This is a genomic window from Streptomyces erythrochromogenes, from assembly GCF_040684695.1.
Taxonomy (GTDB): Bacteria; Actinomycetota; Actinomycetes; order Streptomycetales; family Streptomycetaceae; genus Streptomyces; species Streptomyces erythrochromogenes_C.
The window spans coordinates 242562-268253 of the sequence record NZ_JBFBGM010000004.1; the positions used below are offsets into that span (position 1 = coordinate 242562).

General features: G+C 71.1%; 25 protein-coding genes. 11 read left to right on the forward strand and 14 right to left on the reverse strand.

Annotation, left to right across the window (positions count from 1 at the left end; translation table 11 throughout):
* Positions 1 to 77 precede the first annotated feature (77 nt).
* Entirely contained in the window at positions 78 to 662 is a 585-nt protein-coding gene (locus AB0O53_RS10060) for a Uma2 family endonuclease (protein WP_365194422.1), read from the forward strand.
* A 50-nt stretch (positions 663 to 712) separates the two neighbouring features.
* On the opposite strand, the gene AB0O53_RS10065 is transcribed toward AB0O53_RS10060, so the two are convergent.
* The 3 genes from AB0O53_RS10065 to AB0O53_RS10075 all read right to left on the reverse strand — a co-directional run bounded on the left by AB0O53_RS10065 (position 713) and on the right by AB0O53_RS10075 (position 4060).
* On the reverse strand, positions 713 to 910 hold the full coding sequence (locus tag AB0O53_RS10065; protein WP_350987970.1) for a YbdD/YjiX family protein: 198 nt from the start codon (positions 908 to 910) through the stop codon (positions 713 to 715).
* Positions 907 to 3153: a carbon starvation CstA family protein gene (locus AB0O53_RS10070; protein ID WP_350987969.1), complete on the reverse strand. Its 2247-nt coding sequence runs from the start codon at positions 3151 to 3153 to the stop codon at positions 907 to 909. The genes AB0O53_RS10065 and AB0O53_RS10070 overlap by 4 nt, the downstream gene beginning before the upstream one ends.
* A 142-nt stretch (positions 3154 to 3295) precedes the next feature.
* The gene (locus AB0O53_RS10075; protein WP_350988427.1) at positions 3296 to 4060 is read right to left on the reverse strand and encodes a GntR family transcriptional regulator; all 765 of its coding nucleotides are present in this window, start codon (positions 4058 to 4060) and stop codon (positions 3296 to 3298) included.
* 289 nt (positions 4061 to 4349) lie between these two features.
* Here AB0O53_RS10075 and AB0O53_RS10080 point away from each other — a divergent pair, with 289 nt between their 5' ends.
* The 4 genes from AB0O53_RS10080 (at position 4350) to AB0O53_RS10095 (ending at position 9213) form a co-directional block, all read left to right on the forward strand.
* Positions 4350 to 5630 (forward strand): extracellular solute-binding protein, encoded by a 1281-nt coding sequence (locus AB0O53_RS10080; RefSeq protein WP_350987968.1) that lies wholly within the window; start codon positions 4350 to 4352, stop codon positions 5628 to 5630.
* A 154-nt stretch (positions 5631 to 5784) separates the two neighbouring features.
* Positions 5785 to 6804 carry a carbohydrate ABC transporter permease gene (locus AB0O53_RS10085; protein ID WP_350987967.1) on the forward strand — a complete coding sequence of 340 codons (1020 nt, stop codon included), beginning with the start codon at positions 5785 to 5787 and terminating at the stop codon, positions 6802 to 6804.
* Between the two features lie 80 nt (positions 6805 to 6884).
* Positions 6885 to 7703 (forward strand): carbohydrate ABC transporter permease, encoded by an 819-nt coding sequence (locus tag AB0O53_RS10090; RefSeq protein WP_350988426.1) that lies wholly within the window; start codon positions 6885 to 6887, stop codon positions 7701 to 7703.
* Between the two features lie 7 nt (positions 7704 to 7710).
* Positions 7711 to 9213, forward strand: a complete 1503-nt coding sequence (locus AB0O53_RS10095) for a glycoside hydrolase family 3 protein (protein WP_350987966.1) — start codon at positions 7711 to 7713, stop codon at positions 9211 to 9213.
* A gap of 127 nt (positions 9214 to 9340) precedes the next feature.
* Here the strand turns inward: AB0O53_RS10095 and nagB are convergent, their stop codons facing one another.
* Together nagB and AB0O53_RS10105 are read right to left on the reverse strand one after the other, a co-directional pair.
* The gene (gene nagB / locus AB0O53_RS10100; protein WP_365194428.1) at positions 9341 to 10126 is read right to left on the reverse strand and encodes a glucosamine-6-phosphate deaminase; all 786 of its coding nucleotides are present in this window, start codon (positions 10124 to 10126) and stop codon (positions 9341 to 9343) included.
* A gap of 192 nt (positions 10127 to 10318) precedes the next feature.
* Complete coding sequence (locus AB0O53_RS10105) at positions 10319 to 11080, reverse strand: SDR family oxidoreductase (RefSeq protein ID WP_365194430.1); 762 nt, start codon at positions 11078 to 11080, stop codon at positions 10319 to 10321.
* Positions 11081 to 11163: 83 nt separating this feature from the next.
* On the opposite strand from AB0O53_RS10105, the gene AB0O53_RS10110 reads away from it, so the two are divergent.
* Positions 11164 to 11754: a TetR/AcrR family transcriptional regulator gene (locus AB0O53_RS10110; RefSeq protein ID WP_350987963.1), complete on the forward strand. Its 591-nt coding sequence runs from the start codon at positions 11164 to 11166 to the stop codon at positions 11752 to 11754.
* A gap of 356 nt (positions 11755 to 12110) precedes the next feature.
* Entirely contained in the window at positions 12111 to 13580 is a 1470-nt protein-coding gene (locus tag AB0O53_RS10115) for a sensor histidine kinase (RefSeq protein WP_350988424.1), read from the forward strand.
* 171 nt (positions 13581 to 13751) lie between these two features.
* Here AB0O53_RS10115 and AB0O53_RS10120 read toward each other — a convergent pair whose 3' ends face one another.
* Both AB0O53_RS10120 and AB0O53_RS10125 read right to left on the reverse strand, forming a co-directional pair.
* The gene (locus AB0O53_RS10120) at positions 13752 to 14009 is read right to left on the reverse strand and encodes a WhiB family transcriptional regulator (protein WP_003953983.1); all 258 of its coding nucleotides are present in this window, start codon (positions 14007 to 14009) and stop codon (positions 13752 to 13754) included.
* A 323-nt stretch (positions 14010 to 14332) separates the two neighbouring features.
* Positions 14333 to 15298: a diacylglycerol/lipid kinase family protein gene (locus tag AB0O53_RS10125; protein ID WP_030829342.1), complete on the reverse strand. Its 966-nt coding sequence runs from the start codon at positions 15296 to 15298 to the stop codon at positions 14333 to 14335.
* 84 nt (positions 15299 to 15382) lie between these two features.
* On the opposite strand from AB0O53_RS10125, the gene AB0O53_RS10130 reads away from it, so the two are divergent.
* Entirely contained in the window at positions 15383 to 15829 is a 447-nt protein-coding gene (locus AB0O53_RS10130) for a hypothetical protein (protein WP_350987962.1), read from the forward strand.
* Between the two features lie 27 nt (positions 15830 to 15856).
* On the opposite strand, the gene AB0O53_RS10135 is transcribed toward AB0O53_RS10130, so the two are convergent.
* From AB0O53_RS10135 to AB0O53_RS10145, 3 genes are all read right to left on the reverse strand, one after another.
* Positions 15857 to 16867 carry an RNA polymerase sigma factor SigF gene (locus AB0O53_RS10135; RefSeq protein ID WP_350988422.1) on the reverse strand — a complete coding sequence of 337 codons (1011 nt, stop codon included), beginning with the start codon at positions 16865 to 16867 and terminating at the stop codon, positions 15857 to 15859.
* Between the two features lie 11 nt (positions 16868 to 16878).
* Entirely contained in the window at positions 16879 to 17292 is a 414-nt protein-coding gene (locus tag AB0O53_RS10140) for an ATP-binding protein (RefSeq protein ID WP_030012703.1), read from the reverse strand.
* 205 nt (positions 17293 to 17497) lie between these two features.
* Positions 17498 to 17758 (reverse strand): UBP-type zinc finger domain-containing protein, encoded by a 261-nt coding sequence (locus AB0O53_RS10145; RefSeq protein WP_350987961.1) that lies wholly within the window; start codon positions 17756 to 17758, stop codon positions 17498 to 17500.
* A 56-nt stretch (positions 17759 to 17814) separates the two neighbouring features.
* On the opposite strand from AB0O53_RS10145, the gene AB0O53_RS10150 reads away from it, so the two are divergent.
* Positions 17815 to 19395, forward strand: coding sequence for a Na+/H+ antiporter (locus AB0O53_RS10150; protein ID WP_350987960.1), 1581 nt, complete (start codon positions 17815 to 17817; stop codon positions 19393 to 19395).
* Between the two features lie 68 nt (positions 19396 to 19463).
* On the opposite strand, the gene AB0O53_RS10155 is transcribed toward AB0O53_RS10150, so the two are convergent.
* From AB0O53_RS10155 to AB0O53_RS10170, 4 genes are all read right to left on the reverse strand, one after another.
* A complete protein-coding gene (locus AB0O53_RS10155; protein ID WP_350987959.1) occupies positions 19464 to 20357 on the reverse strand; it encodes a 1-aminocyclopropane-1-carboxylate deaminase/D-cysteine desulfhydrase in 894 nt (297 codons plus the stop codon).
* Positions 20358 to 20452: 95 nt separating this feature from the next.
* Complete coding sequence (locus AB0O53_RS10160) at positions 20453 to 21043, reverse strand: N-acetylmuramoyl-L-alanine amidase (protein ID WP_350987958.1); 591 nt, start codon at positions 21041 to 21043, stop codon at positions 20453 to 20455.
* A 128-nt stretch (positions 21044 to 21171) separates the two neighbouring features.
* Positions 21172 to 22368 (reverse strand): globin domain-containing protein, encoded by a 1197-nt coding sequence (locus AB0O53_RS10165; protein WP_350988420.1) that lies wholly within the window; start codon positions 22366 to 22368, stop codon positions 21172 to 21174.
* Between the two features lie 158 nt (positions 22369 to 22526).
* Complete coding sequence (locus tag AB0O53_RS10170; RefSeq protein WP_350987957.1) at positions 22527 to 22982, reverse strand: RrF2 family transcriptional regulator; 456 nt, start codon at positions 22980 to 22982, stop codon at positions 22527 to 22529.
* Between the two features lie 237 nt (positions 22983 to 23219).
* Between AB0O53_RS10170 and AB0O53_RS10175 the strand changes: the two genes are divergently transcribed.
* Both AB0O53_RS10175 and AB0O53_RS10180 read left to right on the forward strand, forming a co-directional pair.
* On the forward strand, positions 23220 to 24626 hold the full coding sequence (locus tag AB0O53_RS10175; protein WP_350987956.1) for a family 2B encapsulin nanocompartment shell protein: 1407 nt from the start codon (positions 23220 to 23222) through the stop codon (positions 24624 to 24626).
* Positions 24617 to 25675 carry a family 2 encapsulin nanocompartment cargo protein polyprenyl transferase gene (locus AB0O53_RS10180; protein WP_350987955.1) on the forward strand — a complete coding sequence of 353 codons (1059 nt, stop codon included), beginning with the start codon at positions 24617 to 24619 and terminating at the stop codon, positions 25673 to 25675. The genes AB0O53_RS10175 and AB0O53_RS10180 overlap by 10 nt, the downstream gene beginning before the upstream one ends.
* Positions 25676 to 25692 lie beyond the last annotated feature (17 nt).

Below are 25692 nucleotides of genomic sequence, written 5' to 3' on the forward strand. Positions count from 1 at the left end.
CGGTCGAGTGTGCAGGACGCCCCCCGGCGGCCGGCGCTATCGTCGGAGGCAGCACCGTCGAGGAAGGTGAGCGAGGCATGACCGTGATGGCCGACCGCCCCCACATGCTGACCGAGGACTTCGAGGCCGTGGCGCGCATAGGCGCCAGAGAGGTCGAAGGTCTGCGGCTGGAGTTCATCGACGGGGTCATCAGGAGCAAAGCAGTGCCGGACGGGGACCACGGGCGGATCATTGTCTGGCTGAGCCGGATCTGCATGCAGCACCACCCGGACCTCTGGCTGCACGCCGGGCAGGGGGTCAAGGTGGAGCAGTACCGGGAGGGCCGCGCCATCCCGGACGGCGTCTTGGCGCATGAGGATGCCTTCGTCGGCCAGGGCGACTGGGTGGATCCCGGTCCGATCCTGATGGCCGTCGAGGTGACCTCGTGGGACTCCGACACCGAGCGGCGGGACCGGATCGAGAAGCCGCGCGCGTACGCGTCGACGGGTATCCCCGTCTACCTGCTCATCGACCGGCTCGAATGCCAGGTCCTCGTCCACAGCGACCCCGACGGCCAGCGCTACGAGACCGTCCGCACCGTTCCTTTCGGCAAGGACGTCCGCCTTCCCGACCCGGTCGGCATCGTCCTCCCGACCGAGCCCCTCAAGGACTGGGTGCGCTGAGCAACGCCGAAGGGCCCCGCCGCGGGGTGCGGCGGGGCCCTTCGTGTGTGTCAGCAGCAGCGGAAGCCCTCGCGGGGGTCCGCCTCGCGGGCGTCGGTGCGGGCGCGTTCGAAGGCGCGGCGGGTGAGGACCTCCGCGTCCGGGTCGTGGGCGCGGGCGTGGGCCACGTACCGGTCGTACGCGGCCTCGCCCGAGAACTCCCGTACGTAGTACCTGGCCCGGGCCAGCACGCTCCGTACGGTGCTCACCCCACCGGCTCCTTGACCTGCCCGCCGCCCGCGTCGCGGTCGGCCGCGGCGGCCAGCTCGGCCCGCTCCTCGGGGGTGGCGATCAGGCCCGCCGGGGCGACGATCTTCGACTCGGTCCACGGAACCTCGGAGAGCTTCGCCGACCCGGGGTCGCGGACGGCCTTGACGCAGGTGCGCAGCGCGTCCGCGAGGACCACGATGATCAGGGCGGCGAAGAGGGCGCACAGCACGCCGTCCACCGTGGCGTTGGTGACGATCGTGTGCATGTCGTCCATGTTCTTGGCCGGGGCCAGGACCTTGTCGGCGTCGATGCCCGCCTGGTACTTGTCGCGCTGGGCGAAGAAGCCGACCTTCACGTCCTCGGAGAAGACCTTCTGGTAGCTGGCGGTAAGGGTCACCGTCGCGTCCCAGACCAGCGGCACGCCCGTCACCCACGCCCACTTGAGCCGGCCGGACTTCACCAGCAGCGTGGTGCAGACGGCCAGCGCCACCGCTGCCAGCAGCTGGTTGGCGATGCCGAAGAGCGGGAAGAGCTGGTTGATGCCGCCGAGGGGGTCCTTGATGCCGACCCACAGGAAGTAGCCCCACGCGCCGACCACGATCGCGCTCGCGAACCACACGCCGGGCTTCCAGCTGACGTCCTTGAAGGACTTGTGGACGTTGCCGAGGGTGTCCTGGAGCATGAACCGGCCCACGCGGGTGCCCGCGTCGAGCGTCGTCAGGATGAAGAGCGCCTCGAACATGATCGCGAAGTGGTACCAGAAGGCCTTCATCCCGGCGCCGCCGATGACGGAGGAGAAGATCTCCGACATTCCGAGTGCGAAGGTCGGCGCGCCACCCGTGCGGGACAGCAGGCTGGCCTCCTCGACGTCCTTGGCGGCCTGGGCGAGCGCCTCGGGCGAGATGGCGAAGCCGAAGTTCGTCACCGCCTGCGAGGCGGACTCCACCGTGGTGCCGATGATGCCGGGAGGGGAGTTGACCGCGAAGAAGAGGCCGGGCTCGATGATGCAGGCCGCGATGATCGCCATGACGGCGACGAACGACTCGGTCAGCATGGCGCCGTAGCCGATCATGCGGACCTGGGTCTCCTTCTGGATCATCTTCGGGGTGGTGCCCGAGGAGACCAGGGCGTGGAAGCCCGAGAGCGCTCCGCACGCGATGGTGATGAAGACGAAGGGGAACATCGACCCGGCGAAGACCGGGCCGTCGCCGCGGGCCGCGAAGTCGGTGATCGAGGGCATCTTCAGCGTCGGCATCGCGATGACCACGCCGATCGCGAGGAGCGCGATGGTGCCGACCTTCATGAAGGTGGAGAGGTAGTCGCGGGGGGCCAGCAGCATCCACACCGGGAGGACCGACGCCAGGAAGCCGTAGACCACCATCCAGATGACCAGCGTCTCCTTCTCCAGGGTGAAGGTCCCGGCGAAGGAGGACTCGGCGACCCAGCCGCCCGCGACGATCGCGAGCAGCAGCAGGGCGACACCGATGAGGGACACCTCGGTGACCCGGCCCGGCCGCAGGACGCGCAGGTAGAAGCCCATGAAGACGGCGATCGGGATGGTCATGCCGATGGAGAAGACGCCCCAGGGAGAGTGCGCCAGGGCGTTGACGATGACCAGCGCCAGCACCGCCAGCAGGATGATCATGATGGCGAACACGGCGACCAGGGCGGCGGCTCCGCCCACGGGGCCGATCTCGTCCCGCGCCATCTGGCCGAGCGAACGGCCGTCGCGGCGGGTGGAGAAGAACAGCGTCACCATGTCCTGGACGGCGCCGGCGAAGATCACGCCGGCGACGATCCAGATGGTCCCGGGCAGGTAGCCCATCTGCGCGGCGAGCACGGGACCGACGAGCGGGCCGGCGCCGGCGACGGCGGCGAAGTGGTGGCCGAAGAGCACCCGGCGGTCGGTGGGATGGAAGTCGACACCGTTGTCGAGGCGTTCGGCGGGGGTGGCCCGCGTCGCGTCGACCTTCAGTACGCGGTGTGCGATGAAGCGCGCGTAGAAGCGGTAGGCGATGGCGTACGAGCCCAGGGCCGCGGCGAGCAGCCAGGCCGCGGAGATCTCCTCGCCGCGCGAGAGCGCCAGTACGCCCCAGCCGATGGCGCCGACGAGCGCGACGAGCACCCATACGGCGATGGACTTGGGGGAGGGCGAGCCCGATGGGGTTGCCGGGCTCGCCGTGTCCCGTTGTGTGCCTGTTGCTTCCGGTTCGGGCATGACGCTGGTCCCCTCGTCGATCATCTGCGTAAGGACGCGGAATCTACGGGGGATGGCCCGGTGAACGTAAGACCCCGTCCGCATTCCGGTCGCGGAATTCCGGTGCGCGGGGCGGGGTCCGGGTGGGGCGGGCGGCTGCCGGACGGCGGCTGCCGGAGGGCGGCTGTCAGACGGCCGGGCGCTTGAGCCTGGCGACGAACTTGTAGCGGTCGCCGCGGTACACCGACCGCACCCACTCCACCGGTTCGCCGTCGGCGTCCAGGGAGTGCCGGGAGAGCATCAGCATCGGCAGCCCGACGTCGGTGCCGAGCAGGCCGGCCTCGCGCGGGGTGGCCAGCGAGGTCTCGATCGTCTCCTCGGCCTCCGCCAGGTGGACGTCGTACACCTCGGCGAGGGCGGTGTAGAGGGAGGTGTACTTGGCGAGGGAGCGGCGCAGCGCGGGGAAGCGCTTGGCCGACAGGTGGGTCGTCTCGATGGCCATCGGCTCGCCGCTGGCCAGGCGCAGGCGTTCGATGCGCAGGACCCGCCCGCCGGTGTTGATCTTGAGCAGTCCGGCGAGGGTGTCGTCGGCGGTCACGTAGCCGATGTCGAGGAGCTGCGAGGTCGGCTCCAGGCCCTGGGCCCGCATGTCCTCCGTGTAGGAGGTCAGTTGCAGGGCCTGGGAGACCTTGGGCTTGGCGACGAAGGTGCCTTTGCCCTGGATCCGCTCCAGACGTCCCTCTACGACCAGTTCCTGGAGGGCCTGACGGACCGTGGTCCGGGAGGTGTCGAACTCGGCCGCGAGCGTGCGCTCCGGCGGTACCGGCGTCCCGGGCGGCATGGTTTCGGTCATGTCGAGCAAGTGCCGCTTGAGTCGGTAGTACTTGGGTACCCGGGCCGTGCGGGTGGCTGCCCCGCCGTCCGGCTCCGTGAGTGCCCCTTCGGTGGCCATCGCCGCCCGCCTTCCCGACTCCAGTTTCGCTGCCGTCACCGGCTCCTCCGATATGTGCGGTCACATGGTGACACGACTGGGGGTACAGGCCTTCTCTCTCCCCAGGTGTCGGTCCGATAACGGACCGGGCACCCGCTCATTAGACCCTTGACACCCCTAAAGGTCTAGGCCAAGCTCCAGCTACTGGTCTACACCAATATGGATCAGATCCCAGCCCCACGGCAGTACTTCGCGTATGTCACCGCGGCGGGCAAGGGAAGTGCAGGCAGGCATCCCTGAGGAGGGTGGCGTGAAGCGCAAGCTCATCGCGGCGGTCGGTGTCGCGGGCATGATGGTCGGTCTCGCGGCGTGTGGCAATGGGGACGACGACAAGGCCAAGGCCGACGCGGGTCCCAAGGAGATCACCGTCTGGGTCATGGACGGCTCCGCGCCGAAGGCCTGGATCGACGAGGTCAACAAGGAGTTCTCGGCCAAGCACCCCGGTGTGACGGTCAAGGTCGAGGAGCAGAAGTGGACCGGCATCCAGGAGAAGGTCACCACGGCCCTCTCCGAGAACACCCCTCCGGACGTCCTTGAGCTCGGCAACACCCAGACCGCCGGCTACGCGGTCACCGGCGGTCTCGCCGACCTGACGAAGGACAGGGCCGCGCTCGGCGCCGACGCCTGGCAGAAGAGCATGCTCGCCTCGGCCGAGGTCGACGGCAAGCTCTACTCCGCCCCCTGGTACGCCGCCAACCGCGTCGTTGTCTACGACAAGAAGGCCTTCGCCAAGGCCGGTGTCACCCCGCCCACCACCCGCGACGAGTGGATCGCCGGCCTGGAGAAGCTGAAGGCGGCCGACCCGGCCACCCAGCCCATCTACCTCCCCGGCCAGAGCTGGTACGTCCTCGCCGGCCTGATCTGGGACGAGGGCGGCGACCTCGCCGTCAAGGACGGCGCCAAGTGGAAGGGCGGCCTCGGCACCCCGCAGGCCGGCGCCGCGATGGAGTTCTACAAGAAGCTCCAGTCCTACTCCACCGCCCCCAAGGACAAGGACGAGGCCAACCCGCAGCAGTCCACCGACATCGTCCCCAAGGGCGGCGTCGCCTCCTGGATCGGTCTCGGCTGGGAGGCCGGCGGTGCCGAGAAGGCGCTGAAGGACGCGGGCAAGGAAGCCGACTTCGGCTACTTCCCGATCCCGGGCAAGACCGCGGACAAGACCAGCACCGTCTTCCTGGGCGGCTCGAACCTCGCCGTGGCCGAGCGCTCCAAGAACAAGGAGCTCGCCAAGGAGTGGCTGGCCCTCGCCGCCGGCAAGGACCAGATGACCAAGTACGCCGCCGAGACCAAGGGCGCGCTGCTCCCGAACCAGGCCGCGGCCAACTTCACCCCCGCCGCGGGCTCCTTCGCCGAGGCCATGGGCAAGGGCGGCGTCAACGGCAAGATCACCCCGGTCACCGCGGGCTGGGCGAACGTCGAGACCGAGCCGAACCCCATCAAGGAGTTCATGACCAAGGTCCTGAAGGGTGAGGACGCGGCCAAGGCCGGCGCCGAGGCGGACGCGGAGATCGCCAAGCGCATCAACAAGTAGTCCCGCCCCGCAAGACCCGCAAGACCCGCAGGACCCGCAGGACCCGCACGACCCAGCAGTGTGCACGCACCGGGGAGTGCGGCAGGTGCCCGGACACCCGCCGCGCCCCCGGTCGCGCATTTGACTCCACAGTCAACCGCGAGGAAGCCAAGCCATGACCGTGCACTCCCAGGGAGCGGTGACCAGCGCTCCACAGGACGCACCACCGAAGTCCGCCGGACTGCCCGAGACGCCGGCCCCAGCAACCGGCGCCGGCCATAGGCCGCCTCGCGGAGGCAGAAAGCCGCTCCCCTCGGGGTGGCTGCCCTACCTGCTGGTCGCGCCCGCGGTGCTCGCCCTCGCGACGCTCCTGCTGTACCCGCTGATCAAGAACGTGATCCTGTCCCTCCAGGACATCAACAAGGTCGAGTTCATCCAGCGGAAGTACCCCTTCGCCGGACTCGACAACTACACCGAACTCCTCGGCGACTCTGCCTTCTGGACCGTCGTCGTCCGCAGCTTCGCCTTCACCCTGGCCAACGTCGCGCTGATCATGGTGCTGGGAAGCCTCATCGGCATCCTGCTGAACAAGCTCGGCACGAAGATGCGCCTGGTCCTGTCGATGGCGCTGGTGATGGCCTGGGCCATGCCGATCGTCGCCTCGGTACAGGTCTTCCGCTGGCTGTTCGACGAGCAGTTCGGCGTCATGAACTGGGTCATGCGCACCGCCGGCTTCTCCGGCTACGAACAGCACAACTGGATGGAGACCGGCCTCTCCACCATGGTGATCGTCACGATCCTGGTGGTCTGGGGCTCCATCCCCTTCGTCGCCCTCAACATGTACGCCGGCCTCACCACGGTCGGCGCCGAGCTGTACGAGGCCGCCCGCATGGACGGCGCCAACGGCTGGCAGACCTTCTGGAAGATCGTCTTCCCGAACCTGAAGCCCTTCTTCCTCATCACCACCTTCCTTGAGGTGATCTGGGTCTTCAAGGCCTTCACCCAGGTCTACGCGATGAACAAGGGCGGCCCGGACCGCGGCTCGGAGATCCTCCCCGTCTTCGCCTACGTCGAGGGCCAGAGCCAGGCCCACTACGGCCTCGCCGCCGCGATCTCCGTCTTGACGATCGTGATCCTCGTGGTCGTCATGTCCTTCTACTTCCGCCTGATCCTGAAGCAGGAGGAGGAGCAGTGAGCACGAGCACGAGCACGACCACCGCCCCGAAGCCCGCGGCTCCCGAGAGGCCCGCACAGCAGCTCCGTACCCGCCGCCCGGTGCGCCCCGCGGCCGTGGCCAAGAACCTCGGCGCGCTGCTGCTGGCCCTGGTCTTCGTCTTCCCCGTGTACTGGATGTTCTCGTCGGCCCTCAAGCCGGCCGACCAGATGCTGACCAAGGACCCGGTCTTCGTCTTCACGCCGACGCTGGACAACTTCGGCAAGGCCACCGGGGTCGAGAACTTCTGGACGTACGTCACCAACAGCGTCCTGGTCACCGTCGGCGCCGTGGTGCTGGCCCTGCTCGTCGCCCTCGCCGCGAGCTTCGCCATCGCCCGCATGAGGTTCAAGGGCCGCAAGGGCCTCGTCCTGACCGTGATGATGGCCCAGATGGCCCCCTGGGAGGTCATGGTCATCGCGATGTACATGATCGCCCGCGACGGCGAGCTGCTGAACAGCCTCCCGCTGCTGACGGCCATCTACTTCGTGATGATCCTCCCCTTCACCATCTGGACCCTGCGCGGCTTCATCGCCGCCGTCCCGGTGACGCTGGAGGAGGCGGCCCAGATCGACGGCTGCACCCGCGGCCAGGCCTTCCGCAAGGTGATCTTCCCGCTGCTGGCCCCCGGCCTGATGTCCACCTCGCTCTTCGGCTTCATCACCGCCTGGAACGAGTTCGCCATGGTCCTGATCCTCAACAAGGACAAGACCGCGCAGACCCTGCCGCTGTGGCTGACCGAGTTCATGTCCGCCTTCGGCAACGACTGGGGCGCCACCATGGCCGCTTCCTCGCTCTTCGCGGTCCCGGTCCTGCTCATCTTCATCTTCCTCCAGCGCAAGGCCGTCGGCGGCATGACCGCCGGCGCCGTGAAGGGATGACGCCGTCATGACTGTCCTTGCGCACCGCGCCACGGCCTCCGACGAGGTGACACGCGACGCCCTCGCCGTCCTCCAGCCCGGCTTCGAGGGCACCACCGCCCCGGCCTGGCTGCTCCGCAGGATCGGCGAAGGCCTCACCTCGGTGGGCCTGTTCGGCCGCAACATCGCCTCGCCCGAGCAGCTCGCCGCGCTCACCGCGCAGCTGCGGGCCGAGCGCGACGACGTACTCGTCGCCATCGACGAGGAGGGCGGCGACGTCACCCGCCTGGAGGTCCGGGGCGGCTCGTCCTTCCCCGGCAACCTGGCCCTCGGCGCCGTCGACGACACCCGCCTGACCCGGGACGTCGCCCACGAGCTCGGCCGGCGCCTCGCCGAGTGCGGGGTGAACCTCAACTGGGCCCCCTCCGCCGACGTCAACTCCAACCCGGACAACCCGGTCATCGGCGTACGGTCCTTCGGCGCCGACACCCACCTGGCGGCCCGGCACACCGCCGCATACGTCGAAGGCCTCCAGGCCGCCGGCGTCGCCGCCTGCACCAAGCACTTCCCGGGCCACGGCGACACCAACGTCGACTCCCACCACGCCCTGCCGCGCATCGACGTGGACCTCGACACCCTCGCCGCACGCGAACTCGTCCCCTTCAGGGCCGCCATCGAGGCCGGGACGAAGGCCGTGATGAGCGCGCACATCCTGGTGCCCGCCCTCGACCCGACCCGCCCGGCCACGCTCAGCCCGCAGATCCTGACCGGCCTGCTGCGCAAGGAGCTCGGCTACGAGGGCCTCATCGTCACCGACGGCATGGAGATGCACGCCATCGCCGGGACGTACGGGATCGAGCGCGGCTCGGTCCTGGCCATCGCGGCGGGCGCCGACGCCATCTGCGTGGGCGGCGGACTCGCCGACGAGGACACCGTCCTGCGGCTGCGCGACGCGCTGGTGGCGGCCGTGCGCGAGGGCACGCTCCCGCAGGAGCGGCTCGCCGACGCCGCCGCCCGGGTCCGCGCGCTGGCCGCGTGGACGCTGGGAGCCCGGCCGGACGCGCGGCCGGAGGGGAGCCGCGCGTCCGGCATCGGCCTGACCGCCGCCCGCCGCGCCCTCCTCGTCACCGGCTCGGCGCCCGCGCCGGCCGGCCCGTACGTGGCGACCCTGACCCCGGTCGCGAACATCGCCGTCGGCGACGAGACCCCGTGGGGCCCGGCCGCGGAGCTGGCCGAGCTGCTGCCCGGCACCGCCTCGGAGCTCTATCCGCAGGGCGCCACGGCCGGGGAGATCCTGGCGGCCGCGGGGGAGCGCACCGTCGTCGCGGTGGTCCGGGACGCGCACCGCCACCCGTGGATGACCGAGGTGCTGGACGACCTGGTCCAGGCCCGGCCCGACACGGTGGTCATCGAGATGGGGCTGCCGCGCGCCGAGCCGCGCGGAGCCCTGCACATCGCCACGCACGGTGCCGCGCGCGTCTGCGGTCGCGCCGCTGCCGAGGTCGTCGCGGGGGCCGTCACGGGGGTGTGACGCGCCGCGGAACCGGAGCCGGGCACCTTGTCACAGGGGTGGTGCCCGGCTCCGCCGCGTATACGGAAGGGCCGGGCACCCCCGAGGGGGTGCCCGGCCCTTCGCGCGCTCCGGGGTCCTGCGGTCCCTACAGACCCTGCCAGGACGGCTTGTTGGCGTAGGCGTGGCGGAAGTAGTCGGCCAGCTTGAGCTTGGAGGCGGCGGCCTCGTCCACGACGACGGTCGCGTGCCGGTGCAGCTGCAGCGCGGACGCCGGTACCAGGGCGGACAGCGGACCCTCGACGGTCTGCGCGACGGCCTCGGCCTTGCCCTCGCCGGTGGCCAGCAGCACCAGGTGGCGGGCGTCGAGGATGGTGCCGATGCCCTGGGTGATGACGTGGTGCGGCACCTGCTCCAGGTCGTCGTCGAAGAAGCGCGCGTTGTCCACGCGGGTCTGCTCCGTCAGCGTCTTGATGCGGGTGCGCGAGGCCAGGGAGGAGCAGGGCTCGTTGAAGCCGATGTGCCCGTCCGTGCCGATGCCCAGCAGCTGGAGGTCCACGCCGCCGGCCCCGGCCAGGGCCCGGTCGTAGGCCTCGCACGCGGCGACGAGGTCCTCGGCCGAACCGTCGGGGCCCATGAAGGAGGCCTCGGTCAGCCCGAGGGGCTCGACGACCTCGCGCAGGACGACCGCGCGGTAGGACTCGGGGTGCCCGGCCGGCAGGCCGACGTACTCGTCGAGCTGGCATATCCGGGCCCTGGAGGCGTCGACCTCACCCGCCCCGACCTTGCGCGTGAGGGCCTCGTAGACGGGCAGCGGGGTAGAGCCGGTCGCCACGCCGAGCAGGGCGTCGGGCTTGCGGCGCACCAGGGCCGCCATGGCCTCCGCGATGAGCTCGCCGCCTGCCTTGGCGTCCGGGACGATGACAACTTCCACGCGGGGCCTGCCGATCTGGAGTGGGTGATGTGGTATAGACCAATCTAGCAGAGCGGGCCGGGTACGGCGGGGGTCCCGCCCACTTTCCATGCTGATCCCGACCCGGCCCCGCGGCCTCCCGGGCACCGGTCCGCCGCCGGGGCGGTACCCGACCCGCGACGGGCCCCGCGCGGCCCCCGGGGGCGCGTCCGGCTAGGCCAGTGCCAGCTGCAGGCCGCCCGTGGCGTCCAGGTGCTGGCCCGTGACCCAGCGGGAGTCCGCCGAGGCCAGGAAGGCCACCACGTCCGCCACCTCCTGCGCCGTGCCCACCCGGTGGAAGACCGAGCGGGAGGCCAGGTGGGCCCGGGTCGCGGGATCGGCGAGCAGGGCCGCGTTCAGGTCCGTCTCGGTGATCCCCGGTCCGACCGAGTTCACGGTGATCCCCCGCGGGGCGAGCTCGGCGGCCAGCGAGCGCGTCATGGCGTTCGCCGCACCCTTGGCCATGACTGTCGCGAGGATCGCCGGCAGCGCGAGGTCCGGGGTGCCGGTCACGTTCACGATCCGGCCGCCGTCGCGCAGCCGCGCCAGCCCGTGCCGGATCACGAAGAACGGCGCCTTGGCGTTCAGTGCGTGCGCCCGGTCGTACGCCTCCTCGTCCGTGTCCCCGATCCCCGCGAAGACCGCCGCCCCCGCGTTGTTGACGAGGATGTCCACGGCCTCGGTGTGCGCGGGGTGGGCCTCGTACGCCACCCAGAGGGCCTGCGCGTCCCCCGGCACCCCGAGCTCCGCCCCGATCGCGAATGCGCGTCCGCCGGCCGCCCCGATCGCGGCCACGGTCTCCTCGGCCGCCGCCGCGTTGCGGCCGTAGTGCACCGCCACCAGTGCCCCGTCGCGTGCCAGCCGCTCCGCCACGGCCCGGCCGATGCCCCGGCTGCCGCCCGTGACCAGTGCCGTCTTCCCCTTGAGCACGCCCATGACGCGCCCCCCTCCGAAATCGCTAGTGGTCGCTACAGAAAGGACCGTACCAGATTCTCTAGCGCCCGCTATAGAATGTGCGGATGGTGACCGGACAGCGCGGCAGGCCCCGCTCCTTCGATCGTGACGCCGCCCTCGACAAGGCGATGACGGCCTTCTGGGAGCGCGGCTACGAGGCGACCTCCATCGCCGACCTGACCGCCTCGATCGGCATCAGCGCGCCCAGCCTCTACGCGGCCTTCGGTGACAAGCGCAAGCTCTTCGACGAGGTCGTCGTGGTCTACGGGAGCCGGTACGGGGACTTCGCCGGCGTGGCACTGGCCGAGGAGCCCACCGCCCGCGCCGCCGTCGGGCGCATCCTGCGCGAGGCCGCCGAGGTCTACACCGACCCGGCCCACCCGCCGGGCTGCATGGTGATCAGTGCGGCGATCAACACCACCTCGGACGAGGTGGCCCAGGCGCTGCGGGAACGGCGCAACGCCAATCTGGTGCTCTTCGAGAGCCGGATCCGCGCCGACATGGCCACCGGGGTGCTGCCCGCGGACACCGACGCGCGGGCGCTGGCCCGGTACGCCGGGGCCGTGCTCCAGGGGATGTCCCAGCAGTCGCGCGACGGGGCGACCCGGGAGGAGCTGGAGGCGGTGGCGGAGCGGGCCCTGCTGGCCTGGCCGTGAAAGGCCCCGAACATTCCTCTGGGCCACGGTGCAGGACGGGACCCTCAACCCGTCCGGCACCGTAGCCCGGAGTACTTACGGCCGTCAGGTGTGCGGTTCCCGGCGGCCGGTGAGAGGTGCCTGCGCGGTCAGGGCAGAGCGCGCGGCTACCTCGATCCGTCCTCCTGTGCGGGGAGGGCGGAGACTCTAAGTCAATTCTGGACTAGACCATTCTGTTCTGTCCATCCAATGACGGTAGCTGGAAACCCGTCACTTCCTCCAACAGTACGCGGCCCGTGCCCCTCCTGGATACTCCTGAGTACCGGCGTGGGGAAAGTCATCGTGCGTACCCGGGGTACGCTCGCAACGTGCCCTCCATGAACGACCTCGTACGCCAGCACACCGCTCTCGGAGAAACCGACCTGGAGTGGCTCCACCTGCTGGTCTCGGAGTGGCAGCTGCTCTCCGACCTGTCCTTCGCCGACCTCGTGCTGTGGGTGCCCACCCTCGACGGCACCCGGTACGTCTCGGTCGCCCAGATGCGCCCGAACACCGGCCCCACCTCCTACCAGGACGACATGGTCGGCCACCTGGTGCCGCGCGGCCGCCGCCCGCTGCTGGACGCCGCGCTCGACGAGGGCCGCATCGTGCGCGAGGGCGACCCGGAGTGGCGCGAGGAGGTGCCGGTCCGCGTCGAGTCGATCCCCGTCCGCCGCGAGGGCCGGGTACTGGGAGTGATCGCCCGCAACACCAACCTGCTCACTGTGCGTACACCCAGCCGGCTGGAGCTGACCTACCTCCAGTCCGCCTCGGACCTCGCGCAGATGATCGCGGCCGGCGCCTTCCCCTTCCCCGGCCAGCAGGTCGACATGGACGCCTCCCCGCGCGTCGGGGACGGCCTGATCCGGCTCGACGCCGACGGCGTGGTCACCTACGCGTCCCCGAACGCGCTCTCCGCCTACCACCGCCTCGGCCTCGCCTCCGACCTGGTCGGCCAGGACCTCGGCGCCACCACCGCCGAACTCGCCCCCTCCCGCGGCCCGGTCGACGAGGCGCTGGTCAAGCTCGCCAGCGGCTGGGCCCCCCGCGAGACCGAGGTCGAGGGCAACGGCGGCGTCATCCAGCTGCGCGCCATCCCGCTCAAGCCGAAGGGGATCCGGATCGGCTCCCTGGTGCTCTGCCGCGACGTCACCGAACTGCGCCGTCGCGAACGTGAACTGATCACCAAGGACGCCACCATCCGGGAGATCCACCACCGGGTGAAGAACAACCTCCAGACCGTGGCCGCCCTGTTGCGGCTCCAGTCCCGCCGAATGGATTCGCCCCAGGGCCGCGAGGCGCTCAACGAAGCCGTGCGCCGCGTCGGTTCGATCGCGATCGTGCACGAGACGCTCTCTCAGAACCTCGACGAGCGGGTCGAGTTCGACGAGATCGCCGACCGCGTGATCGCGATGGTCTCGGAGATCTCACCGGGCCGGGTCGACTGCCGGCGCACCGGCCGCTTCGGGATCCTGGACGCGGAGGTCGCCACCCCGCTGTCGATGGTGCTCACCGAGATCCTGCAGAACGCCCTGGAGCACGCCTTCACCCAGGGGGAGCGGGGCACCGTGGAGGTGTCCGCGCTGCGCAGCGGAACCGGCCGCAAGGACGGGCGGCTGCTGATCACCGTGCTCGACGACGGCAACGGCCTGCCCGAGGGCTTCGACCCCCAGCGGGCCGGCAACCTCGGGCTGCAGATCGTACGGACCCTCGTGGAGGGGGAGCTCGGCGGCACCTTCGACATGGTCCGGGCCGAGCCGCGCGGCACCAAGGTCGTCCTCGACCTGCCGTCCAGCCCGCAGAAGTAGCAGCCGGACGGTGACTCAACGTGAGCGGCGGCCTGCGGGCCGCGCACACGGAGAGTAGCCCCGCAGCAGCACTGAGCCCCGGACCGAATGCTTCGGTCCGGGGCTCAAGAGCACGTTGCTGAGCGCTTCTTCGGTTACTGCGCGCTGCGCGTCGAGGCTCGAAAGTCGTTGTCAGGCGCTGGCGTTGCGCGCCCGGTTGCGAGCGGCGCGGCGCTTCATGGCGCGGCGCTCGTCCTCGCTGAGACCGCCCCAGACGCCGGAGTCCTGACCGGACTCGAGCGCCCACTGCAGGCACTGCTCCATGACGGGGCAGCGGCGGCAGACGGCCTTGGCTTCCTCGATCTGCAGCAGCGCAGGACCGGTGTTGCCGATGGGGAAGAAGAGTTCCGGGTCTTCCTCGCGGCAAACGGCGTTGTGACGCCAGTCCATGGCTGCTCCATCTCCTTGTATTGCGGGCACTTTGCTTGTGAATGTGAACGCTTTCACGAATCCCCCCGTGAGGGAAGGGCGACCGCCCGGTTTCACGCGGGTGATCAGTCAGAGATTCGTGGAGGGGTTCTGGCGGTCTGTGTGGGTGCCGGTTCTGCGGGCTGTCCCGATCGCCATGAAGAGATTCGCAAACCTCGGACGGGGATACAACCCCTTCCGGAAAGTTTTTTTTGATTCGTCGGTGTCTACTAGGTCACAGCCCTACATCGTGAGGGTGGACCGGCGTGTAAACGTTCGAGTGAAAGGCTCGCGGGCCCTTCCACTCACACAATCACACGCAGTGCACGGCGTACGCCTGTGAACCGAACGCTGGTGCGCAGTCCGAGGTGATCGCCGTCCATCTGGAACGGGAGGGGAACCTTCGAATGCAAGGTGAAGTCGGTCAGATCGTGCAGAGACACCGCATGCTTGCCGTGCGGACCCCGCTCAGGAGTGGAGGTCAGGAGCTGTGTCGCGTACCGGGCGACGGCCGGAGTTGACAAACGGTTGAGTGCCAATACGTCAAGTGCGGTATCGAACGACGCCTCCGGGGAGGCGTAAAGCGGACGATTCCCCAGATACGTCCACGGCGAGGTGTTGCACACTATCGACAGCACCAGGTCCGTCACCGGATCGGCCCCGGGGCGCTCCAGGGTGACCGTCCCGTGCCGGCGGTTGGGCTCCTCCCAGAACTGGCGCATCAGCTGTCGTACGTACAGGGCGTGCGTCGAACGCTTGCCGCGTTCCCGCTGCTGCTCGACCCGCCCCACGACGCCCGCGTCGAACCCGAAGCCCGCGCAGAAGGTGAACCAGCGCGCCGGAACCGACTCGTCCTCCGTGCCGGGGGTGCCCGCCGCCAGACCCAGGCCGACCGTCCGCTCGCGCTCCTCGCGCAGCGCGTCCAGCAGTGCGCCCGTCGCCTCGACCGCGTCGTTCGGCAGCCCCAGGGCGCGGGCGAACACATTGGTGGAGCCGCCGGGGACCACCGCCAGCCGGGGCAGCCGGTCCGGATCGGGCCCGTTGTGCAGGAGCCCGTTCACCACCTCGTTGACCGTGCCGTCGCCGCCCAGGGCGACCACCAGGTCCAGCCCCTCGTGCGCGGCCTTGCGCCCCAGGTCCCGGGCGTGCCCGCGGTACTCGGTGGTGACCGCCTCCAGCTTCATCTCGCTGGCCAGGGCATGGATCAGGACGTCGCGCGTGCGCGCACTGGTGGTCGTCGCTGCTGGGTTGGCCACGAGAAGTGCACGCATGAGCGCCAGACTACCCACCCCTTCACGAGCCGACCCTACTGCCCGTCCCCTCCGGCTCCCGGAGGGCGCCGTTACCCTGCATGGGTGAGTAAGAAGCAGCCCGCGAAGGCCCCCGCCCCCACCGTCGAAGCGCCCACCGCGCTGCCCCGCCGGCTGACCGCCGCGGCCGCGCTCACCGCCCTGGAGGGACTGGCCCTCGCCGGCCTGGGCGTGTACATGCTGTTCGTCGGCATCGCCGGCGACCCGGACTCCCCGCAGCAGGCCGAGACGGGTGGCATCACCCTGCTCGCGCTGGCCGCGCTGCCGCTCGTCGCCGCCCGCGGACTGCGCCTGGGCCGCCGCTGGAGCCGCGGCCCGGCACTGATCACCCAGCTGATGGCGCTTCCGGTGGCCTGGACGCTCTACACCACCGGCGGTGCCATGACCGCAGCCGCCGCGGCCCTCGCGGTGGCCGCGGTGGCCGTCGTCGCACTCCTGGTGAACCCGACGGCGACCGAGGCGCTCGGCATCGGCGGACCCTCGTCCTCCTGAGGCCCGCCCACTCCTCCTGAGGTCCGCTCACTCCTCCACGAGGAGCTTCTCGCGCAGCTGGGCCAGGGTGCGGGCCAGCAGCCGGGAGACGTGCATCTGGGAGATGCCGACCTCCTGCGCGATCTGCGACTGCGTCATGTTGCCGAAGAACCGAAGCAGCAGGATCCGCTTCTCCCGCGGCGGCAGCCCCTCCAGCAGCGGCTTGAGGGACTCGCGGTACTCGACGCCCTCCAGGGCCTCGTCCTCCGCGCCCAGGGTGTCCGCGACCGCCGGCGACTCGTCGTCGGTGTCCGGGACGTCCAGGGAGAGCGTGCTGTAGGCATTGGCCGATTCCAGCCCCTCCAGCACCTCCTCCTCGGAGATGCCCAGCCGCTCGGCCAGCTCGTGCACCGTCGGGGAGCGCCCGTGCTGCTGGGACAGCTCGGCCGTGGCGGTCGTCAGCGAGAGCCGCAGCTCCTGCAGGCGCCGAGGCACCCGCACCGCCCAGCCCTTGTCCCGGAAGTGGCGCTTGATCTCGCCGACCACCGTGGGCGTGGCGTACGTGGAGAACTCGACCCCGCGGTCCGGGTCGAACCGGTCCACCGACTTGATCAGGCCGATCGTCGCCACCTGGGTCAGGTCGTCCAGCGGCTCGCCGCGGTTGCGGAAGCGCCGCGCCAGGTGCTCGACCAGGGGCAGGTGCATCCGTACGAGCCGGTTGCGCAGCTCCGCCTTCTCCGGCGAGCCGTCGGGCAGTGCCCGCAGCTCGACGAACAGGGCCCGCGCGCTGCTGCGGTCGCGCGGATCGGGCAGCGCCGCAGGCGCCGAAGACACCGGGAACCCCGCCGCCGGGGCCGGCGCAGCGGCCTCCGGTGGCTGTACCGGCTGTGATTGGTCGTGCTGGTTCTCGCTCATAGGGCCCGCCCGTCGCTCCGCCGAGTCCAAAAAGCCGTCTTCCGCATCCGCGTCAGCCGGGTGCGGCCGGGCGTGCTGCTGCTCCGGGATGCCGCCGTCGACCTCGTGCCGTACCCGGGGCCGATCCCCGCCCCGCACCGGGATCTCCCCGCCGCTCACGCCGGGCCTGGTCCCGCGCCGCGTTGTTTGTAGAGGCTGATGCTCACCGTCCGGTTCTCCTCGACCGTGGCCTCGACCTTGCCGGCCAGCGCCGACAGGACCGTCCACGCGAACGTGTCGCGCTCCGGCGCGCGCCCGTCCGTGGTCGGTGCCGAGACGGTCACCTCCAGCGAATCGTCGATCAGCCGGAAGACGCAGGAGAGGACGGAGCCCGGCACGGCCTGCTGGAGCAGGATCGCGCAGGCCTCGTCCACCGCGATGCGGAGATCCTCGATCTCGTCGAGGGTGAAGTCCAAACGTGCCGCGAGGCCGGCCGTGGCCGTCCGCAGCACCGACAGGTAGGCACCCGCAGCGGGCAGCCGGACTTCCACGAAGTCCTGAGTCCCGGGCTCGCCTGCGATCTGGGACACCCTCACCTCCAAGGTGGTACGAGCTCTTTTCGCCGGTGACGCTACCGCGATCCGGGCGATCGTGTCGCGGCACCCCTCGTGACGCCCGTTGTGAGCACCCTGCCCTGCGGCCAGTGACTGATGGTAAGCCCATGGGTACGCACAGTGGCTAGGGGTCTGCGGGGGTCAAATCGGTGGAACCGGCGGAGGGTTGAACTACCCCGCCTCAGACGATCGAACCGTCCACGAAACACCATCGCCAGGTCTCTCCCGGCTCGAAGCTCCGCATGAGCGGATGGCCGGTCTCGTGGTGGTGCGCCGTCGCGTGCCGGAACGGCGAGGAATCGCAGCACGCCACGTGCCCGCACCCCAGGCACATCCGCAGCTGCACCGGATGGCTGCCGACCGCCAGACATTCGGCGCAGGTCTGTGCAGAGGGGACCGGCTCGGGGCGCGGCAGTTCGGCAACGTGGGTGCACTCGCTCATGATGGCCAGCGTACGGCCAGGGTGGGGGGCGGGCGACGACGGAGGATGGATCTTCGATGGACGTATTGCAGCTGGTGGCGCTCGTCGCGGGCAGCGCGGCCGTGGCGGGACTCGCCCGTCGCACGCCGGTGCCCGCGCCGCTCCTGCTGGTCGCCGCCGGGCTCGCGGCCTCGTACATCCCGGGCGTGCCGGACTACACCCTCGACCCGCACATCGTGCTGCCGCTGCTGCTCCCGCCGCTGCTGTACACGGCGGCGGTGGACAGTTCGTACCTGGACCTGCGCGCCAACATCCGGCCGATCGCGATGCTGTCGGTCGGCTACGTGCTCTTCGCGACGGTCGTCGTCGGGTACGCGGCGTACCTGGTGGTGCCCGGGCTGTCCCTGCCGGTGGCGCTGGTGCTGGGCGCGGTGATCGCGCCGCCCGACGCGGTCGCCGCCACCGCGATCGCCCGCAAGCTGCGGCTGCCGAACCGGCTCACGACCATCCTGCAGGGTGAGTCCCTGGTCAACGACGCCACCGCGATCACCGCGTACAAGGTGGCGCTGGCGGCGGCCGTCGGGGTGAGCGCCGGCTGGGCGGGCGGCATCGCGGAGTTCCTGCTGGCCTCGGTGGGCGGGGTCGGGGTCGGCCTGCTGCTGATGGTGCCGATCCACCAGCTGCGCAAACGGATGAAGGAGCCCCTGCTCCAGAACACCCTCTCGCTGCTGATCCCCTTCGTGGCGTACGCGGCGGCCGAGCGGGTGCACGCCTCCGGTGTGCTCGCGGTGGTCGTGGTCGCGCTGTACCTCGGGCACCGCAACTGGCAGGTCGACTTCGCCACCCGGCTCCAGGAGGAGGCGGTGTGGAAGATGGTCGGCTTCATCCTGGAGTCGGTGGTCTTCGCGCTGATCGGCCTCCAGCTGGCGGTGGTCCTCACGGGGCTGGGGGAGTACCAGGGCATGGACGCGGCCTGGTACGCGATCGCCGTCTTCCTCGTGGTGGTGGTGGCCCGCTTCGTGTGGGTGTTCCCGGCGACCTTCGTGCCGCGCTGGATGTCGCCCCGGATCCGGACGCGGGAGCCGGAGACCGACTGGAAGTCCCCGGTGATCGTGGGCTGGGCGGGGATGCGCGGTGTGGTCTCGCTGGCCATCGCCTTCTCCGTGCCGATCTCGGTGCCGCACCGGAACCTGATCCTCTTCCTCACCTTCACGACCGTCATCGGGACGCTGGTGGTCCAGGGGCTGACGCTGCCGCCGCTGATCAGGGTGCTGAAGCTGCCGCCGAGGGACGTGCAGGCCGAGACGCTGGCGGAGGCGCAGGCGCAGAGCGAGGCCTCGCGGGCGGCGGAGGAGCGGTTGGCGGAGCTGCTGGAGGAGCCGGAGAACTCCACGCTGCCGCCGCCGCTGGCGGACCGGCTGCGAACGGTGCTGGAACGGCGGCGCAACGCGGTGTGGGAACGGCTGGGCGAGGTCAATCCGCTGACGGGGGAGTCCGCGGACGACATCTACCGGCGGCTCGCGGGGGAGATGATCGAGGCGGAGCGCGAGGTCTTCGTCGCCCTGCGGGACGGCCGGCGGATCGACGACGAGATGCTGCGGGTGCTGCTGCGCAGGCTGGACCTGGAGGAGGCGGCGGCGTACCGCGAGGCGACGTAGCCCTTGCGGGGTGCTCGGCGGGGGCCGGTGCCGGGGCCGGTGTGTCCGGCGGGCCCCGGCGGCTGTCGCTACGGGCGGCCGGTGATGATCGCGGTGACGGTCGTGCCGGGCGGGAAGGCGCCGGCCCGGGTGAGGGCGGTCAGGGCCCAGAGGAGCTTGGCGACGTAGATCCGCTCCACCGGGAAGCCGTGGCGGGAGGCGAAGTCGGCGGCGAAGGACTCCAGGGCGGCCGGGACGCGGGCGTACCCGCCGTGGTGGAAGTCCTCGGCCAGGGACCAGTCGCCGACCGGGCCGCCGTACGCGGCGCTCTGGAGGGAACGTATCTCCTCGGACAGGAAGCCGCCGGCCAGGACGGGGACCCCCAGGGCCCGCTGCCCGGGGGCCAGGCCCGCGGCCAGGCCGGCCAGGGTGCCGCCGGTGCCGCAGGCCACCGCGGCCACGTCGGTGAGGCCGCGGAGCTCGCGGCCCAGCTCGGCGCAGCCCCCGAGGGCGAGGGCGTTGCTGCCGCCCTCCGGCACGACGTACGCCCCGCTCGCGCCCGCCTCGTCCAGCAGCAGGGCCCGGGCCTGCGGATCGGCCTTGGCGCGGTAGCGCGAGCGGGTGACGAAGCGCAGGCGCATGCCGTCCGCGGCGCAGCGGGCGAGGGAGTCGTTCAGGGGCCGGCCGGCCAGCTCGTCGCCGCGCACGATGCCGATGGTCCCGAGGCCCAGCAGCCGTCCGGCGGCGGCGGTGGCCCGCAGGTGGTTCGAGTACGCGCCGCCGAAGGTGACGAGCCGGTCGTGCCCCGCCTCCAGGGCCGCGCGCAGGTTCGGGGCGAGCTTGCGCCACTTGTTGCCGGGCAGCTCGGGATGGACGAGGTCGTCCCGCTTCAGCAGCAGCCGCACGCCGTGGGCGGCGAACCGCTCGTCCACCGCCTCGACGAGCGGGGACGCCGGCCGTGCCTGCAGTTCGGGGTGGTCCACCCGTCCATTGTGGGCCGCCCCGCGTCGCCGCACGGGCGGGGGCTACGTCTCGCGGGTGACGAAGTGGCGGTCGGCCGCCACTTCGTCGGTGACGGCTACTTCAGGCGTTCGGCGATGCGGTCGCGGAGGGAGTCCATCGTGAAACCGCGGGGGTCGACCTTGCCCGGTTGCCATTCGCGGTGGCCGATGACCGACCGGGCCGTCCAGCGGTGGACCCGGCACAGGGCCGCCGCCGCGCGGGCGATGGCGTCGATCTGGGCCGGGGGCCACGGGTCCTCGCCGTCTCCGAGGTTCACGCATTCGAAGCCGTAGAAGTGGCGGTTGCCGTCGGTGGTCGCCTCGTTGTCCGGGGGGAGCCGCCGTTCGGCGATCACCGCCGCCAGGACGTCGGGGTCGCCCAGGCCGGCGTGGTTGGCACGGCCGTAGCCGACCAGGTGGACGCGGCCGTCCTTGCCGATCACCCCGTGGCAGAGGGGTCCCGGGAGGGCGCTGTGGCCGTCCCGGCAGAGCTCGACGGAGTACGCCGTGCCGCGCGTGACGGTGTGGTGGATCATCACCCCGTGCAGCGGCCCCCAGGGCCCCTTGTGGTTGCGGTTGTGGGTGCGCCAGGCGCCGACCTCGACGACGGTCAGGCCTTCGTTCCGCAGTGCGTTGATGAACCGGTCCGCGGACATGGGTGCGGCCATGGCCGCCTCCCTTCGTGCGGTGCGCGACGGACACCCCATGTGTCCGAATCGTCACTCTCCGGTTTAGTGGAGGCGGCCCTTCCGCGGCTAGTGTTTTCGTACGGCGAGCGAGCGGATCCGGACAGCCGTCACACGGAGGCGAGCCACAGGTCGGGGCCGAACACCTCGTAGTGGATGTCGGCGGCCGGCACGCCCTTGGCGATCAGCTGCTCGCGCACGGACCGCATGAAGGGGAGCGGTCCGCACAGGTAGGCCCGGGTGCCCGGGCCGACGGCCACGTCCGAGAGGTCCATCAGGCCCGTGGCGTCGCCCGGCTCCGCCCCCTGCTCGTACCAGAACCGGGCCGAGGCGTCGGCCAGCTTGTGGGTCAGGGCCCGGTGGTCGGCCCGCAGCGGGTGGTCGGCGGGCGAGCGGTCGGCGTGCAGCACCGTCACCGGCGCGGTGTGCCCGGTCTCGGCCAGGTGCTCCAGCATCGAGAGCATCGGCGTGCAGCCGATGCCCGCCGAGGCGAGCAGGACCGGGGCCGCGGAGTCCTCCAGGACCAGGTCGCCGTACGGTGCGGAGACCCGCAGGGTGTGGCCCGCGTGGACGCCGGCGTGCAGGTGGTTGGAGACCTCGCCGTCGGGGCCCGCGGCGGCCGGGCCGTGGACCCGCTTGACGGTGATCGCGCGGACCGCGGAGCCGGGGGCGCCGGACAGGCTGTACTGGCGGATCTGGCGGGCTCCGTCGGGGAGTTCGACCTGGACGGAGACGTACTGGCCGGGCAGGTGCGCGGGCGCGGGGGCGCCGTCGGCGGGGGTGATGCGGAAGGTGGCGCAGTCGGCCGTCTCCTCCGAGCGGCCCGTGACGGTCCACTCGCGCCACACGTCGCCGGCGGCGATCCTGTGCCCGGCGTAGAGCCGCTCCTCGATGGCCGCGAGGGCGTTCGCCATCAGCCAGTAGACCTCGTCCCAGGCCCGGGCGACCTCGGGTGTGACGGCCTCGCCGAGGACCTCGGCGATCGCCTCGAAGAGGTGCAGGTGGACGACCGCGTACTGCTCGCGGGTGACGCCGAGGCTGGCGTGCTTGTGCGCGATGCGGCCGAGCATCACGTCGGGGCGGGTGTCCGGGTGCTCGACGAGGTGGGTGGCGAAGGCGGCGATGGAGCCGGCGAGCGCCTGCTTCTGGAGGCCCGCGTTCTGGTTGCCCCGGTTGAAGAGGTCGCGGAGCAGCTCCGGGTGGGCCGCGAAGAGCTTCGCGTAGAAGAGCTCCGTTATGTCGCCGATGGCCGCTCCGACGGCGGGCAGGGTGGCTCGGACGGTCGCGGTCGACTTCTCGGACAGCATGGGGAACTCCTCGCGTGGTGGAACCATTAATTGGCATCTTAGATGCGTATTTTTGATCGCAGCGGCCTGCGGCGATGCGGACTTGCGTTCGAACTGCCGTCGTGGGTGAGGCTATGGGCTCCGACGGGTAGTGATAACCGGCCATTCGGCCCTGGGGGTCAGGGCCCTTCGGCCCCGGTGGGCGCCCTGCCCGAAATGCCCAGGAGGAGCGGGCCGGTCGGGGCCGCCACCAGGTCGTTCACCGTCAGTGGGTCCAGTTCGGCGAAGAACGCCTCCTGGGCCCGGCGCAGCGCGCCGCGCAGCACGCAGGCGCCGCGCAGCGGGCAGGGGGTGGCGCCGTCGCAGTCGACGACGTCGCCGGCGCCCTCCAGCTCGCGCACCACCGCGCCCACCGAGGCGGCCCGTCCGGCGGAGGTCAGGGCGAGCCCCCCGCCGCGGCCGCGCCGTGCCTCGACCAGGCCGAGATGCTGCAGCCTGGCGACCACTTTGGCCGTGTGGGTGTACGGGACCTCCATCGTCGCCGCCACGTCGCGCGTGGTCGGGAGGTCCGTCTCCTCGACGGCCAGGCGCATCAGGGTGCGCAGCGCCAGGTCGGTGAATCGGGTCAGCCGCATGGGGCCACCGTAGAAAATTCGCATCCCAGATACAAATTAAAGCTCGGCCGGGTTCACGGCTTGGCCGAAAATGATGGGTCGTGAAGGCCTCCCGCGGCCCGTGGGCGGGGAGTTCGATCCGAGAGGGTGCCCCACCCTCGGACGGAGTAGTCCCACCCTTTTGTGTAATGGTCCCACCACGTTGCGTGCTGAAAGGCTGCCTCCCGCAGACCCATGGAGTGATCGAAAGGGAGAGACATGTCGGTCCAGGCAGGTTCCGAGTCCGAGGCCCAGACACCGCAGCGCAGTCTGGGGACGGCGGCCGCACGGAACTTGGCAACCACGACCAAGTCCGCGCCGCAGATGCAGGAGATCACTTCGCGGTGGCTGCTGAAGGCGCTGCCGTGGGTGTCGGTGCAGGGTGGCACGTACCGGGTGAACCGGCGGCTGAGCTACTCGGTCGGCAACGGCATCGTGGAGTTCGTCAAGACCGGGACCCAGGTCCAGGTGATCCCGGCCGAGCTGGGCGAACTCCCGCTCCTGCGCGACTACGAGGACCTCGACGTCCTCGGCGAACTCGCCCAGCGCTGCCGCCAGGTCGACTTCGAGGCCGGCCAGGAGCTGACCTCCTTCGGCAGCCCCTCCGACGAGGTCTTCCTGCTCGCGCACGGCCGCATCGACCAGATCGGCCCGGGCCCCTACGGGGACGACGCCGTCCTGCGGACCGTCGCCGACGGCGCCTACTTCGGCGAGGACGCCCTCGTCGATGAAGAATCGATTTGGGAGTACACCGCCCGCGCCGCCACCCCCGGCACCGCCCTCGCCCTGTCCCGCCAGGACTTCCAGCTGCTGGCCGACCGCGTCCCCTCGCTGCGCGAGCACCTGGACCGCGTACGCTCCATGCCCGCCCAGCGCACCAACAAGTACGGCGAGGCGGAGATCGACCTCTCCGCCGGCCACCAGGGCGAGGCCGTCCTCCCCGGCACCTTCGTGGACTACGAGGGCCGCCCGCGCGAGTACGAGCTCTCCATCGCCCAGACGGTGCTGCGCGTGCACACCCGCGTCGCCGACCTCTACAACCAGCCGATGAACCAGACCGAGCAGCAGTTGCGGCTCACGGTCGAGGCGCTGCGCGAGCGCCAGGAGCACGAGATGCTCAACAACCGCGACTTCGGCCTGCTCCACAACGCCGACTACGACCAGCGCATCCAGCCGCACGACGGCGGCCCCACCCCCGACGACATGGACCAGCTGCTCAGCATGCGGCGCGGATCCAAGCTCTTCCTGGCGCACCCCAAGGCGATCGCCGCCTTCGGCCGCGAGTGCAACAAGCGCGGCATCTACCCGGAGACGGTGGACGTCGACGGCACCCGGATCACCACCTGGCGCGGAGTGCCGATCTTCCCGAGCAACAAGATCCCGATCAGCGACGCCCGCACCACCTCCATCCTGTGCATGCGCACCGGAGAGGACGAGCAGGGCGTGATCGGCCTGCACCAGCCGGGCATCCCGGACGAGATCGAGCCGAGCCTGTCGGTCCGCTTCATGGGGATCAGCGAGCAGGCGATCATCTCCTACCTGGTCACCGCCTACTTCTCCACGGCGGTGCTGGTGCCGGACGCGCTCGGCGTGCTGGAGAACGTCGAGATCGGCCGTTGGCGCTGATCACGGTGAACGCGATCGCGACCGGCGAGGGCCAGGAGGCCGCGGCCCTGCTGGAACGGACGAGGGAAACGGTCAACCCGGAACTGCGCCGCACCGTCGAGAGCCTGCCGGGCGGGATGCGGCGCGTGGCGATGTACCACTTCGGCTGGGAGCACGCGGACGGCACCCCGGCCGAGGGCAGCCCCGGCAAGGCCATCCGGCCCGCCCTGGTGCTCGCCGCCGCCCAGGCCCTGCAGGGCCCCGGCGGCGGCCCGGTCGACCACGCCGTACCGGCCGCGGTCGCGGTGGAGCTGGCGCACAACTTCACGCTGCTCCACGACGACGTCATCGACAAGGACGTCCGCCGGCGCGGCCGGGCCACCGCCTGGACGGTCTTCGGGACACCGGACGCGATCATCACGGGCGACGCCATGATGGCGCTCGCGCAGCGACTGCTCGCGGACGATCCGCACCCCGCCGCCGCGGCGGCCTCCTCCCGGCTCTCGGCCTGCATCATCGAACTCTGCGCGGGCCAGCAGGCCGACTGCGCCTTCGAGCAGCGCCCGGACGTCACGCTCGACGAGTGCCTGACCATGGCGACGGCCAAGACCGGGGCGCTGCTGGGCTGCGCCTGCGCCCTGGGCGCGCTGTACGCGGGAGCCGGACCGGACGAGGTCGACGCCATGGACGCCTTCGGCCGGGAGGCGGGGCTGGCCTTCCAGCTGATCGACGACCTGATCGGCATCTGGGGGGACCCCGGGCACACCGGCAAGCCCGCCGGCGCCGATCTGATCGCCCGCAAGAAGTCCCTGCCGGTCGTGGCCGCCCTCACCTCGGGCACCGCGGCGGGCCGGGAACTGGCCGACCTGTACGCGGGTCCCATGACCGGGGACGACGTGCTCAGGGCGGCCGACGCGGTGGAGCGGGCCGGCGGGCGCGACTGGGCCCAGGCCCAGGCCGCGGACCGGATGGGCCGCGCGGTCCAGCAGCTGTCCCGGGCCGTTGCGGACCTCGGGGCGGCGGGCGGACTGCTGGCGCTGGCGGAGTTCGTGACGCGCCGTACGAGGTGATCACCGGCAGGAGACGG